At 41.9% G+C, this 13731-nt stretch carries 10 protein-coding genes; 5 read left to right on the top strand and 5 right to left on the bottom strand.

Annotation, left to right across the window (positions count from 1 at the left end; translation table 11 throughout):
* Positions 1 to 207 precede the first annotated feature (207 nt).
* Together GTQ43_RS09595 and GTQ43_RS09590 are read right to left on the bottom strand one after the other, a co-directional pair.
* On the bottom strand, positions 208 to 813 hold the full coding sequence (locus GTQ43_RS09595) for a DUF4360 domain-containing protein (RefSeq protein WP_265272393.1): 606 nt from the start codon (positions 811 to 813) through the stop codon (positions 208 to 210).
* Between the two features lie 1027 nt (positions 814 to 1840).
* A complete protein-coding gene (locus GTQ43_RS09590) occupies positions 1841 to 3499 on the bottom strand; it encodes a DUF3352 domain-containing protein (protein ID WP_265272392.1) in 1659 nt (552 codons plus the stop codon).
* Between the two features lie 158 nt (positions 3500 to 3657).
* Between GTQ43_RS09590 and GTQ43_RS09585 the strand changes: the two genes are divergently transcribed.
* The 4 genes from GTQ43_RS09585 (at position 3658) to psbA (ending at position 7631) form a co-directional block, all read left to right on the top strand.
* On the top strand, positions 3658 to 3990 hold the full coding sequence (locus GTQ43_RS09585; protein WP_265272391.1) for a rhodanese-like domain-containing protein: 333 nt from the start codon (positions 3658 to 3660) through the stop codon (positions 3988 to 3990).
* Positions 3991 to 4437: 447 nt separating this feature from the next.
* Complete coding sequence (hrcA, locus tag GTQ43_RS09580) at positions 4438 to 5589, top strand: heat-inducible transcriptional repressor HrcA (RefSeq protein ID WP_265272390.1); 1152 nt, start codon at positions 4438 to 4440, stop codon at positions 5587 to 5589.
* A 77-nt stretch (positions 5590 to 5666) separates the two neighbouring features.
* Positions 5667 to 6341, top strand: coding sequence for a DUF2834 domain-containing protein (locus GTQ43_RS09575; RefSeq protein WP_265272389.1), 675 nt, complete (start codon positions 5667 to 5669; stop codon positions 6339 to 6341).
* A 207-nt stretch (positions 6342 to 6548) separates the two neighbouring features.
* Positions 6549 to 7631, top strand: coding sequence for a photosystem II q(b) protein (gene psbA / locus GTQ43_RS09570; RefSeq protein ID WP_265272388.1), 1083 nt, complete (start codon positions 6549 to 6551; stop codon positions 7629 to 7631).
* A gap of 128 nt (positions 7632 to 7759) precedes the next feature.
* Here the strand turns inward: psbA and GTQ43_RS09565 are convergent, their stop codons facing one another.
* Together GTQ43_RS09565 and GTQ43_RS09560 are read right to left on the bottom strand one after the other, a co-directional pair.
* Positions 7760 to 8125 carry an SHOCT domain-containing protein gene (locus GTQ43_RS09565; RefSeq protein WP_265272387.1) on the bottom strand — a complete coding sequence of 122 codons (366 nt, stop codon included), beginning with the start codon at positions 8123 to 8125 and terminating at the stop codon, positions 7760 to 7762.
* Positions 8126 to 8139: 14 nt separating this feature from the next.
* Entirely contained in the window at positions 8140 to 8652 is a 513-nt protein-coding gene (locus GTQ43_RS09560) for a hypothetical protein (protein WP_265272386.1), read from the bottom strand.
* Between the two features lie 493 nt (positions 8653 to 9145).
* Here GTQ43_RS09560 and recR point away from each other — a divergent pair, with 493 nt between their 5' ends.
* On the top strand, positions 9146 to 9703 hold the full coding sequence (gene recR, locus GTQ43_RS09555) for a recombination mediator RecR (RefSeq protein ID WP_265272385.1): 558 nt from the start codon (positions 9146 to 9148) through the stop codon (positions 9701 to 9703).
* Positions 9704 to 9782: 79 nt separating this feature from the next.
* Here recR and GTQ43_RS09550 read toward each other — a convergent pair whose 3' ends face one another.
* Positions 9783 to 13664 (bottom strand): CHAT domain-containing protein, encoded by a 3882-nt coding sequence (locus tag GTQ43_RS09550; RefSeq protein ID WP_265272384.1) that lies wholly within the window; start codon positions 13662 to 13664, stop codon positions 9783 to 9785.
* Positions 13665 to 13731 lie beyond the last annotated feature (67 nt).

The raw sequence follows: 13731 nt of genomic DNA, 5'->3' as shown, positions 1-13731 counted from the left end.
CAAGGATTTCAGGTTACACATATTGAATTTCTGGAGATGTCTATTAGACATTTAGAAACAGTAAGCTTTAAGTGCAAAAAAAGCTTTGTTGGATTGAGGTAAGAAAGTCTAACATCAATTATGGTGTTAGGTTTCGTATTGCTCAACCCAACAAAGTTTTAGACTCTTTTAAAACTAAGAGTTTGTTGCTGCCGACCTTGAAAAGACTTAACGACACTGGCGATATTTGATGTGATAAACTAACCCCCGATGGGCAAGGTCAAAGGAGTCAACAGTCGCCATCCCTTGACCACTGGCAGTCATTGCAGCATTCACTCGCATATTGACACTATCGCCACAGCGTGACCAAACATCAGCCACGGTAACTAATTGATCTCTAACGTTGTAATCACTTTCGCCTTTAAATGTCCGAGAAAAAACAGGGCCACGCTGACCAGCAAAAAAGTACTCTGCTCTTAGTCTACCAGTTGTCCCAGGAGCAACATAACCTCGATAATCAGCATCGTAAAGGGAAATTTGAAAACCTTGAGGTACTTTGATTGGAATGCTTAAGTTACAGCTTTTGCGTCTTTCTTCTGCCTTATTCCCTACAGCTATAAACTTATCAAATAGAATACTTAGCTCTTGACCATCGGGACTGACACTCACACCAGCAGATCCTTCAGGGCAGCCATTACCACCATATTCTGCACCCAAAATTTCAACTTGATCGTTAGCAAAAGCAGGGCCAATAGAAGCAGTTATCAGTGCAGCCGCAGCTAGAAAAGCTTTGATAACGTTGATAGATGTTCTCGTGAAATTTTGATTATTCATAACTCACCTGTTTGGAATATTTTGGATAGTGTTAGTTCCAAATCTGTTGCAGTAGATTTCGGAAAACTGATAGTGAAAAAATCATTATCAATCATATTTAAGTGGGAAAGCTTTCCCATGTATAAATTATAAGATTTTGCTGAATTAATTAAATGCATAAAATATCTAAAATAGACTGATTTACGTTCAAAAAATCAGCGCATAAATTACCAGAGCAACTAAAGTTAAACTGAATAAGTTCTAGAATTATCTAAACTAAATTCAGCATCATGATTCAGAAAGAGTACGTAAGCTATATACGACTCCTATTTGGTTTTTGAACAAAATTAAGTATTGTAGGGGAGCCAGTGCGTTGCGGTGAATCCGTCGCTGTAGGCGGGTTTCCCAACCTAGGCGACTGGTGAACCCGAAGGGAGGTTCCCTCCGTTATAGCGTTTCCTAATCACATGAGGTACATCATAGTCCCCTCATCGCTTGCGGGGAGGGGGTTGGGGGTGGGGTTCTTGTACCTCACTCGACTGAGAACCGCTATATAGCAACTGGCGTTGTGTTAGAACGAGGTTCATAACGCACCATTCTCAAGGGTTTAGTGCCGTACTCTCCGCAATAACACCCTACGGATTTTTCAGAAATCAAAACGGATTCCTATAGATAACTAAGCAAAGTTTTTTACCTCGCTAAATCAATGATTTAGTGAACTAAAATTAATGATAGTTTTCTTCTAGTTAATGATGAATTTTGACTTATAACTTCTTAGTTAAGCCTTTGATATTTAATCAGTACTTGCTTAATGACTAAAAATTTTATCTTGTGTTCCCGCAAAATTATTGATGATTTAGTTGCAAAGTAAGTCAGTCTAATTAGCACTACCGACGAACCACTCCTAGAAGCAAACACCAGTTGAGAGAGGTAGTGTCAAATATAAATAGCAAATGCTACATAATGCATACGTAAGTATTATGGGGCAACAAAAAGCAGAAGGTAAAAAACTCTTTTACCTTCTGCACTTTGAGCTTTTATAAAAATCTCAGGAATTATTGAGTTGGAAGAAAACGCCACCTTTGAGCGATCGCGTGTCAGTTCCATAACTACTGACTGTGAGCGATCGCAAGTTATCAAAAAACGGTTTCCCTAAAACTTCCGCTAGCTTGAGAATTGGTACTTGACGCTCTAACAAATTCTGGCTCTTTGTCCAGTCAAGATATATATAGCCTTGGTTTGGTAGCGGAATCGCAGCAATACTGCTTTGGAAATTGGGATTGTCAATCAAGGAATTATCCTTGGCTGTGAGAATTTCATCCATCGTTTCTAAGTCGGAGGTGAAAATTTCGTAATTTCCTAAGTTGGTATGCAATCCCCGGACTTTTGTTTCAATGCTAAAGGATGTTCCTTCTTTAACATCACTTTTTTTAGCCGCCGTAGTTAACTCTGTCCAAGCGGAGATTTTTTGCTTATCTATAGTCAGGGGATTAATGCTGAGTCCATTGGATGATGCGATCGCATCCAAACGAGCAATACCTTGTTCTACACTCTCAGATTTTTCCACCACAAAAACCCAATGAGGGGTTGTTTGCTCTTTCTCAGGTAACAATGCTATGGCGTATTCTCCTTGCACCCAACTGAAAATATCCTTTGGCAAGTTTATACCCCAGCGGTTTTGAACATCTACCAAAGGTTTTGCTAACCGAGAAACAACATCTTCCCCAGAACCATATATAGTAGCTGTTGCTTGTCTCCAGAGTTTAGCTAAATCGCTGTCACCCAAATTACTCAAATTTGAGCCGGAAATTGCCAAACCTGCGGATGCTGGAACATACTGTAATGCTTTCACAGGTTTAGATAGTGGCGGGGATGAAGGGACAATTTCTGATGAAGTTAAAAAAGTAGTTTCCGCTAGCAATCCTTTCGGGTTCAACGCCAAAGATATGATTTGGCTGTTATAAAGTTGTTCTGGTAGTTTTAAGCCTTGCCATTTGGCTACAACGGGAAGATTCAAGAAAACTACAGCTAAACTCCTTTTGGGTAATTCTTTAGTCGATTTTTGGTATTCGGGAGAGCTAGTCAAATTTAGATCGGGTGCTTGGACGTTATTGATCGCGTCTCGCAACACTTTCGGATCGTTAGCAAACAACACAAAGCCTTCACCAACAACCGCACCTGCAAGCAAATCCTCCTTTGGTTGATTATCAGAAATCAGTTTTACGCCTTTATATTGTTCAACAGTTAAAGTTGCGCCAGATAATGCCCGTTTGGAAAATAACAATTCGAGAAATTCGCTGCTTTTCTCTGGTTGTTTGGTTGCTAGTGCTAACAGATATCCTGGCTGCTGTCCGTTTTCTGAATCCCGATCGATATCTAAGGTGGTAATAGCTAATGTAATTTCGTTCCCTAACCAGGGTTGAACGTCTTGTTTATAATCTATGCCACTCTTGGAGAATAAACTGGTTTTGAGTTTAGATAGTTCCTCTTCCCGCTCCAAAGCCTGTAACTGATCGGGATTCGCCAGCAATGAAACCATTGCAGGGGAAAGTTTCGACACGAATATGGCTGCACCAGGCTCAGAGGTAGAAGCAATCAGGTTAGCCGGACTTTTGGCGAAAAACCAGTAAAAGCCAGCGATCGCAATTACTATTAGGGCGATCGCACCTGCGACGATAAAACCAATAAATGAACGTTGACTATTCACATTAAACCTTTAAAAAAGACGGTTTACAGCCATTTAAGCAGAAAGCCTACCAGAATTTATCAGCCTTCTTGAGAATGGATACTCATGCAAAGGCAGAGATTTTCTGTCACCATAAAATAAGATTAGGACTGTTTATCGGGAATTCTTTTAGTCAACCCATGAACCAGATTAGTGTAGAAGAACTAGCACAACGTCTTTCCTCTGGTGATGGAAGTATACAGCTAGTGGATGTGCGAGAACCAGAAGAATTGGCGATCGCTACTATTGAGGGCTTTGTCAACCTACCCTTGAGTCAATTTGCCGAATGGGGAGATCAAGTACCTACCCTCTTCAATCCTCAAGCTGAAACTCTTGTGTTATGCCACCACGGTATTCGCTCTGCCCAGATGTGCCAGTGGTTAATTGCTCAAGGTTTTACAAATGTGCAAAATATTTCGGGTGGTATTGACGCTTACTCCATCTTAGTAGACCATTCAATTCCCCAGTATTAGCTTGTCTTTAGTTGTATTACTCAGATGGAAATTAACTCTTCCATCTGGCTTTTTTGATTATGAAAATAGCACTACATCAGTTCAGGAACTTATCAGAAAAGCTTGTAACTTTCTCAACTTGCTACATACTTACTGAACTTTTCGACCCAAATCTTCGCTGTGATCGCCGCAAAAATACGTATCCCATAATACTTTTGCCAGTGTAGAATAATGCAAAAATAAGCTGATAAAAGATGTTATAAATTCAAACCTTTAGCTTTGGCTGTAGAAGCCTAGATTCTATTTAGAGTGCAATTTTCAAGAGTGTTGTCCGTGAACCTTAAAATTACTTATCACAATATAATTGTATAATTTGTTATCTTAATTAATTATTAATATTCTTTTTTCAATCAAATCCAGAAATTTTTCAGACTTTGATTAAAATTTGCCTCTAGCAAAACATACCCTATGGAAGTCCAGTTAACAAATCGACAACAGCATATACTCTGGGCAACAGTACGTCACTACATTGCTACAGCAGAGCCTGTTGGTTCAAAGGCTTTGGTCGAGGAGTACGATCTGGGTGTAAGTTCAGCCACAATTCGCAATGTGATGGGCGTTTTAGAAAAGTCTGGATTACTCTACCAACCGCATGCCTCTGCCGGACGAGTGCCTTCAGATTCAGGCTATCGCATTTATGTTGACCAGCTAATTACACCTTCTCTGCGATCGCGCAGCGTGTCGCAGCCAGACGCTACGCGTAGCTTGCTTCCACGAAGTGGTACAGAAACTTTAGGACGAGAAATAGAAGTAGCATTGCAAAAGCATCTCCAGTGGGAAGATCGGAGCTTAGAAACCCTACTGCAAGGAGCCGCCCAAATTTTAGCAACCTTGAGTGGTTGTATTAGCTTGATTACCATGCCGCAAACAACTACAGCACTATTGCGACATCTGCAATTAGTGCAAATTGAAGCGGGGCGAATTATGTTAATTGTTGTTACCGATGGTTACGAGACACATTCCAAGTTGATGGATTTGTCGCCAATACCAGAGGAAGCACAACGGGATTCAGAGGTAATCGATCGGGAGTTGCAAATTGTTTCTAACTTTTTGAATACCCACTTGCGGGGGCGAAGTCTATTAGAATTAGCCAATCTCAACTGGAGCGAACTAGATCAGGAATTCCAACGCTACGGGGAATTCTTGAAAAATTCAGTTGCCGAATTAACTCGTCGCACTCATGCGCCAACTGCAACACAAATTATGGTTCGGGGTGTGTCAGAAGTTTTGCGCCAGCCGGAATTTTCCCAGTTACAGCAGGTACAAACGATTATCCACCTGCTAGAAGAAGAACAAGACCAACTATGGCGATTAATATTTGAGGAACCAGAACCGGAGGATGCTAGTAAGTCAAGAGTAACAGTTCGCATCGGCGCAGAAAACCCATTAGAACCGATCCGCAGCTGCACCTTAATTTCTTCCACTTATCGCCGAGGCTCAGTACCAGTAGGAAGTGTGGGAGTTTTGGGGCCAACACGTCTAGATTATGAAAATGCGATCGCAGTCGTGGCATCTGCTGCTGATTACCTCTCAGAAGCCTTCAGTTATTTCAATCCCTAATAAGGAACAATACAATAGCAAGCAGATAGCCTAATTTGTAGCGGCAAAATCAATAATTAATTCTACTTAAGTCTTTCATGGTTAGAAAAATTGCTTTTGGCTTCCTGTGGTTAGGATTCATCATCTATGCTTTTTTCCTCGCACCTCCTGAGCAACCCGGTACATTCGAGTTAATTAAAAACCTTTCTACTGGACAGTGGCAAGGCATTAACCCGTTAGTAATAGCACTATTTAACCTCATGGGCATCTGGCCTCTTATTTACAGCGCAGTAGTGTTTATTGATGGCAGAGGACAAAAAATACCTGCTTGGCTATTTGCTACGGCTTCTTTCGCAGTTGGGATGTTTGCCTTATTACCCTACTTAGCCCTTAGAGAACCAAGTAATCAGTTTGTCGGTCAAAAGAATATCTTCCTCAAGCTGCTAGATTCCCGTGTAACTGGGGTTTTGTTGACTGTAGTCACAGTTCTTTTAGTTGCCTACGGTTTAAGAGGAGGTGATTGGGGTAGTTTTGTGCAAGAATGGCAAACTAACCGCTTCATCAATGTGATGAGTTTAGATTTTTCCCTACTTAGCCTTTTATTTCCGACATTACTGGGCGATGATATGGCGCGTCGCGGTTGGAAAAATCCGCAGTTTTTCTGGTTAATAGCGTTGATACCACTATTCGGCCCCTTGATTTATTTATGTGTGCGTCCGCCTTTACAAGAAATCGGTGTAGAGTCAATATCCAAGCAGCCAGCAGTGAATTGAAGAACAAAGCGCGTTTGCCCCAATCCAAAATCTAAAATCCAAAGTCCCCTTTTTCAGGGAATTGGGGATTTTCTATTGTGGGTGTGTAAATCCCAAGAAAAATTTTTTTCTAAAAGTACTTTACAAAACGCAATAAATTCTTTAAGATGTGTAAAAGGTAGTCAAAACTACCTTAATTCATCCGCAAATAACCGCATTTATAAAACAATGACAACAACCTTACAACGCCGCGAAAGCGCCAACGTATGGGATAGATTTTGTGAGTGGATCACCAGCACCAACAACCGGATTTACATCGGTTGGTTCGGCGTAGTCATGATCCCCACCTTACTAGCCGCCACCGCTTGCTTCGTAATCGCATTCATCGCCGCACCACCAGTAGACATCGATGGAATCCGCGAACCAGTAGCAGGTTCCTTAATTTACGGAAACAACATTATCTCCGGTGCAGTAGTACCATCCTCCAACGCCATCGGCTTGCACTTCTACCCAATTTGGGAAGCAGCATCCTTAGATGAGTGGTTGTACAACGGTGGCCCTTACCAATTGGTAATCTTCCACTTCCTGATCGGCGTATTCTGCTACTTAGGTCGTGAATGGGAACTATCTTACCGCTTAGGTATGCGTCCTTGGATTGCTATTGCATATTCAGCACCTGTAGCAGCAGCAAGTGCAGTATTCTTGGTATACCCCATCGGACAAGGTTCATTCTCTGACGGTATGCCTTTGGGTATTTCAGGAACATTCAACTTCATGATCGTGTTCCAAGCAGAACACAACATCTTGATGCACCCCTTCCACCAACTAGGTGTAGCAGGTGTATTCGGTGGTTCTTTGTTCTCTGCAATGCACGGTTCCTTGGTAACATCTTCCTTGGTTCGTGAAACAACCGAAACCGAATCACAAAACTACGGTTACAAATTCGGTCAAGAAGAAGAAACCTACAACATCGTTGCAGCACACGGCTACTTCGGTCGTCTAATCTTCCAATACGCTTCCTTCAACAACAGCCGTTCACTGCACTTCTTCCTCGCAGCATGGCCTGTAATCGGCATCTGGTTCACCGCCTTGGGTGTCAGCACGATGGCGTTCAACTTGAACGGTTTCAACTTCAACCAATCAATCATTGACTCTGAAGGTCGTGTGATTGCAACTTGGGCTGATGTAATCAACCGCGCTAACCTGGGTATGGAAGTCATGCACGAGCGCAATGCTCACAACTTCCCTCTTGATTTGGCATCTGCACAAGCAGCTCCTGTTGCTCTTTCTGCTCCTGCTATCAACGGTTAATCATAATCTTGAGGCGTTATTCATAGCGTCTCTACAATTCAAAAAAGCGCCCCCTATTAACGGAGGGCGCTTTTTTATTTGAAGATATATTAGGCTGTTTTAATTATTGAAACCTATGAAACCTATAATTAACTGCTCACATGATCTTTGTAAGTCGGACTCAATTGCAGAATTAGCTTTTTATTTTCAAACTCTTCACCAGTAATTATTCCAGCATCTCTAGCATTCTGAAGCTGCTTGATTTTACCCGCAAGTTGAGATTCTCTCTGAATCGCTGCTTTCTTGCTCTCATACTCCTCTTGTGTAATAATTTCGGCAGCCAGAGCAGCATTGAGCTTAGAAATCTGGGCATCCAATTCCGAATTAGAAGACTCTCGCATCAATTCAGCCTTCTTCATCTCAAATTCACCTTGACTCAAAATTCCTGCATTGAGCAAGCTCTTAAGTTTCACCAGCTTTTCTTCAGTCCCGGCATTTTGCTGAGTAACCCGCACTTGACCTTCAATTTCTAGCTTTTTGGCATTGTACGCAATCTCATCAATGAAACCCTGATCGTAGCATCTCTAAGCTGCTTAAGTTTCTCTTCTAAGCTGTTTTGAGTCTTCAGAACAACTAATTCTTGAACAGACTTAGCTTTTTCGCCAAACATAACCTTCTGGTCGATAAAATTCCACAAATCACTCTCAATCTTCTTCGACCAGCCTGCGGCAAGACCACTAACAAGCAGAGTAGCACCACCTGTCAATACTGCTGCAACACCGCCAGCAGTCAAATTCGATGCCCATTCTCCAGTGCTGAGTTCCACGGAAAAATCTTTCGGTTGTCCTTGAATCAGAACGTTGAATGCTCTAGATGCACCAATTGCTTTTCGCCACATCTCAGTTTTTGCAGCTTGCAAGAACCAAGTTCCGTCTGTTTTATTAGTTTGTATTTGATAGCCTTGTCCACTAAACCACGTTTCAATATCTCTCAACAAGGCATCTAGATCACGGTCTTTATCTTGATAGGTCTTCTTAGTCATAGTATGTCTCTTCTCAATGCTTACTATGTAGCCAGAGATTTTTCAGGCTGTCTTGCTTATGATTCCCTATATATAAACTGCACGAACTTTTATGAAGTGATTTTTTGTAGTTACACTATAAAGCCAAAAAACTGAGAAGCTTCAGAGAGGGATACTTAATCAATACTTACGCAAACAATAGCGGAAACCCTGATTTTTAAGGTAGGGGCAATTCATGAATTGCCCCTACAGCGTCTAGTTTTGCGTAAGTCCTATTAATCATTGGAATTTAGATCAATTCCTAGAAGCAGGACAGGTCTAACAGTTGAGCTTATCGATTGTTTATACCCATGTTTTAGAACCTAGCAGACGGGGTGTGTAAAGCCTGCTTGACTTCTCATAAATTAAATGACTACTCCAAAATTCTGTAGGAATGTCATCATAGTTATGGTAGTAAGACAGTGGAGACAAGACAACGGTTTACGCACGCCCTTTAGCACGGTTAATTGAGCAATTGCAACGTCTGCCGGGAGTTGGCCCTAAATCTGCCCAACGACTGGCTTTGCATATTTTGAAGCGTCCAGAAGCAGAAGTAGAGGCTTTAGCACAAGCTTTAATTGAGGCAAAAAAACAGATTGGTTTGTGTTCTGTTTGCTTTCACTTATCTGCTGAACCTGTTTGTGAAATCTGCCGGAATGCCAATCGGGACAACAAAACTATTTGTGTTGTAGCAGATCCCCGCGATGTGATTGCGCTGGAAAAAACCCGGGAGTATAAAGGCAAATATCACGTTTTGGGTGGGGTGATTTCTCCAATTGATGGAATTGGGCCAGAACAGTTAACTATAGTGGCTTTGCAACGGCGAGTAAGTCAGCAAAAACCCCAAGAAGTAATTCTAGCAATTAGTCCAAGTGTAGAAGGAGAGACAACAACACTATATATCGGTCAGCTACTGAAACCATTTACTAAGGTGACGCGGATTGCCTTTGGTTTACCTGTAGGTGGTGATTTGGAGTACGCTGATGAAATAACCCTGGCACGAGCATTAGAAGGACGCAGGGAGTTAGATTAAACTTAATTAAAAGGTTTATAAACTAAAAGTAAATATTTTGAGGTAGGGGCAATTCATGAATTGCCCCTACCTCAAATGATTAATTCGGTTTTCCTGTAATTGTAAATGCTGCCCAGTAGTAAGGATGATTATAAAGATTTTTATCTGATGCCATTTTACTATTTCTATATAGTTGTGTGGCTAAATAAGTTTGAATTCGTAATTCTTCAGGATGCAGATTATTCAAGATATCTTGATACCATTTTGTCAGTTCTCCAGCAGTGAGTTCTTTCAGCCACCGTGTTGCTTCCGCTAAGGCAGTAACTGCTGATTTATCAGGCTGTAATCTCCGGTAAAACTCTATCATTACCAAGGCACTAGCTGAAGATTCTACACTCCAAAGAGTACTCACTACATGAGGAACGCCTTGATTCACAAAACCACTGGCTAAACTCAAATATTCGCTGCTGATAGTGTAGTTGCTAGAACTTAAATTTTCACAATCAGAGAGAGTAATCAGGTTGTAACTTGATAGATTTTGTTGGCAAATTTCATCTAGAGTAAGTTTATCTTCACCTGCTAATGCTAATTCTGATTTTTTGGGTTCAGCCAAATTATTAGTGACATGCCCCGTAAAATTAAAGATGTTATATCTATCAAACAAGGCATTTTCAACAATATCTTTTGTAGCTTCTGCTCCCTGAATTCGTTGGATATTATTGAACATTTGGCTAACAACTTCAGACTCCAGTTTGCCAAATTTTAGTGGAGGATAATCTACACTTTCAGGATGTTCAACACTGAGCAATAACTGATTTTGCCACTGCCAAATATCTTCAGTTCTGATTGATAAACCTGTTTGGGCACTAGGTAGATAGATCGCGGTGAAATTTGACTCCACATTCGGCAACTCTTCCTGAGATTGAGAAGAGAGATGGAAAAGGGTATGAATGGGCAATCTATACAAGTCGCGGTGAGGAATTAAAACCAGTTGGGTGATGCCTTCGAGTTCCTGGGTAATTGTGGAAATATTCAGGATGCTATACAGCTGCATCAACTTGTCTTCCATATCAACTCGCCAAGAATGCTGGCTTTTACTTTCTTTGTCTTGGGCTGTGGTGCGATATTCTTGGTATTGTTGATGCCAATCTTCTAGCCAAGTTTCAAATTCAATTAGGCGTTGCACTGCTTCGGGTAGCGGTAATTCATTGAGACGGATAGCGTCTTCTCCTAAAGGTATTCCGCCGACATCTTGCATGGGTGTAAACAGGAGAATCGGTGATGGCGCTTGGTCTTTGAGAATGAAAGTATGTAAGGCTACTGGACTAATATGCCAGTAAATAATTGCTGTTGTGGGATTAAATAATTGTTGAATTGCACTATAATGGGGCGAGTAAATATTATCATTCCAGCCAGAAATCAACCAATTTAAACAAGCATTTTTACCTTGTTCAGCAATTTCCCAAGCTTCTACTAAATCACCAGATTCTACTGCTAAATCAACTGCCAATTGATCGAAGCCGGCAAATTTTAAAGCTAGCTGTTTTTTACTTTCATCTGAGCGAGTTTCTTCACTCAGCAATTGTCGCAATAAATCTGTACCCCGTTGCAGCAATTCTTGAACTTGTGTTGTTTGTCCCAAACCCATCAGGACTTTACTTAGAGATTGTAAAACTTCTAGGTGGAACTGGGGAAAATATTCTAGTGTCAGAGTTAACAGCGCTTGATGGTATTCAGATGCAGCTTTGCGCCAATAATCGCGGGGATTGGGATGTTTTTTGCCTTGTTCGTAGTAAGTATTAGCGATCGCTAAATGCAATCTCCCCCAACCTTCTGGATGGGTATCTGTCCGCAGATGCTTTAACCCTTCTTCATAGCTGGCTAATTTTCCTTCGTAGCCAACCTGTTGTAAGTCGGGATTTATCGCTGTAATATTATTCGACAAATTCCGCAATGCGTCAGTATCCACTAAATTACCGATCGCAGTTCCTCGACCAATCCAAGCTTCCCAATAATCTTGTTTAATTTCCAAAGCGCTGTCATAACAGGCGATGGCTTCGGCAAATTGTTCTAAATAAAACAGTGCTACTGCCTGATTATACCAAGCTAGATGGAAGTCGGGTTTAATAGCGATCGCTTGGCGATAGGAGGCGATCGCTTCTTGGCGACGACCTAAGTTGTCTAAGGCTATACCTCGGTTGTACCAAGCTAAGTAGAAGTCGGCTTGAACTGAAAGGGCTTTATCCCAGGAAGCGATCGCTTCTGACCACCTACCTAAATTAAACAGCACTACACCCCGATCTATCCAAACTTCGTGATACTCTGGGTCAATTTCTAGCGCCTTATCGTAGGATATAATCGCCTCTGCAAATTGTTCGCCTACAGCTAAGGCTATGCCTCGGTGATACCAATTTTCCTGGTCTTCTGGTTCCAAATGCAAGGCTTGGTCATAACTAGCGATCGCTTCGGGTAGCCAACCTAATTTCAGCAGTGCCAAACCCTTGCTAGACCACGCTTCTTGATAGTCTGGCTTGACTTCTATGGCTTTGTCAAAAGATGCGATCGCTTCTTCAAAATATCCTAGTTCTCCGAGAGTTCCGCCCCGGTTGTACCAAGCTTTGTAGAAGTCGGGTTTCAGTTCTATGGCGGTTTCGTAAGATGCGATCGCTTCTTCAAAACGTTCTAAATGGAATAGTGTTAAACCTCGATTAAACCAATATTCGGAAAATTCAGGTTCAAGTTCAATAGCTTGATCGTAAGATGCGATCGCGCCTAATAAATCACCTGTTTTCGCTTGCTGAAGACCTTGGTAAAACCACCCTTGAGCGTGGGTAATCGGATTATCGCTATGTCGCTCAATAGTACCAGGGGAATTACTGCTTTGAACTGCCAAGTTAGAAGCAAGTTGCTGGACTAAATTGGTACTCTGATCCAATCTCACCCACAACTCATCTAACGTATTAGCCACATCTGGCTCTAAATTTGTCAAAGCGTTATCCCAGGTTTCCACCGAGGGAGAAGTTGTTAATTCACTTCTTTGTCTAGTAGAAAGGAGATTTGCTCCTGTTGTACTTTGAACAACTTCTTCATCATCAAACCTCAGTTGGGCTAATGAGGTGATGGAATCTTTTGCTGCGGGGAGAGGGAGATTTTCGGGGATTGTGGTTTGGGCTTCTTCCCTTTCATAGTCCAATACCAGTTCCTCTAAATTCTCGGTGAATCTTTCCTCAAAATAGGCATTTTCAGGTGCTGACGTTATTGGTTCAACATCTGGCTCATCGGATTGCCATAACTGCTCACCTAAATTGCGGATCAGTTCTTGCCCAGGCGATGTTGGGATAATTTCTTCATTGCTGCTAATTTCTCCGACATCTGGCTCATCGGATTGCCATAACTGCTCGCCCAAATTGCGGATCAGTTCTTGCCCAGGAGTGATTTCTCCGACATCTGGCTCATCGGATTGCCATAACTGCTCGCCCAAATTGCGGATCAGTTCTTCCCCAGGGGTGATTTCTACCCCATATTGTTCAGGAGTGATTTCTAAGTCCTCTTCGGGATAATTCTCCTGATACTCTATCTGTGTAGGTAAGTTTTGCATCAGTCGGATGCCAATGTCATAAGCTACATCTCCAATTCTGCCAACACCAAGTTCCCCCAATTGCACCATCTGGGTTGCTAAAAGAGGATTCGGTGCAGGTGAAGCTAGCAAGCTTTCGCCAAACATCACCAACCAATCTATCCAGCGTTCAGCCGGAATCCGATTTTCGACCCTTTGCAGAAACCTCAATGCCCACTGTCGTCCTCGTGCTTGATGCACGCCTTCTAACAATTGGATAAACAATTGTTCCAGATCGGCATTGGTTAGTTCTGGTAGTACCTCCACCAGATTGCGTCCTCTCGCACCCTTGAGAGAACTACCCTGCTTACTTTCAATGAGGCGCTTTAAAAATCTTTTAAGCGACTGCGATATCCGCCTGAGCATCTGCCACACTATTGGATTTTGTTTTTCTAGATTGTAGCCATCGTTGTGTTAAAAAAATCATCAATTA

It is taken from the genome of Nostoc sp. KVJ3, assembly GCF_026127265.1.
Taxonomy (GTDB): Bacteria; Cyanobacteriota; Cyanobacteriia; order Cyanobacteriales; family Nostocaceae; genus Nostoc.
This window is presented reverse-complemented; position numbering and strand designations above follow the sequence as displayed.

Excerpts from the sequence above, each read along its gene's own strand:
- GTQ43_RS09560 (WP_265272386.1), bottom strand. The coding sequence starts at position 8,652 with ATGACTAAGAAGACCTATCAAGATAAAGACCGTGATCTAGATGCCTTG.
- GTQ43_RS09585 (WP_265272391.1), top strand. The coding sequence starts at position 3,658 with ATGAACCAGATTAGTGTAGAAGAACTAGCACAACGTCTTTCCTCTGGT.
- GTQ43_RS09595 (WP_265272393.1), bottom strand. The coding sequence starts at position 813 with ATGAATAATCAAAATTTCACGAGAACATCTATCAACGTTATCAAAGCT.
- GTQ43_RS09575 (WP_265272389.1), top strand. The coding sequence starts at position 5,667 with ATGGTTAGAAAAATTGCTTTTGGCTTCCTGTGGTTAGGATTCATCATC.
- GTQ43_RS09550 (WP_265272384.1), bottom strand. The coding sequence starts at position 13,664 with ATGCTCAGGCGGATATCGCAGTCGCTTAAAAGATTTTTAAAGCGCCTC.
- hrcA (WP_265272390.1), top strand. The coding sequence starts at position 4,438 with ATGGAAGTCCAGTTAACAAATCGACAACAGCATATACTCTGGGCAACA.
- psbA (WP_265272388.1), top strand. The coding sequence starts at position 6,549 with ATGACAACAACCTTACAACGCCGCGAAAGCGCCAACGTATGGGATAGA.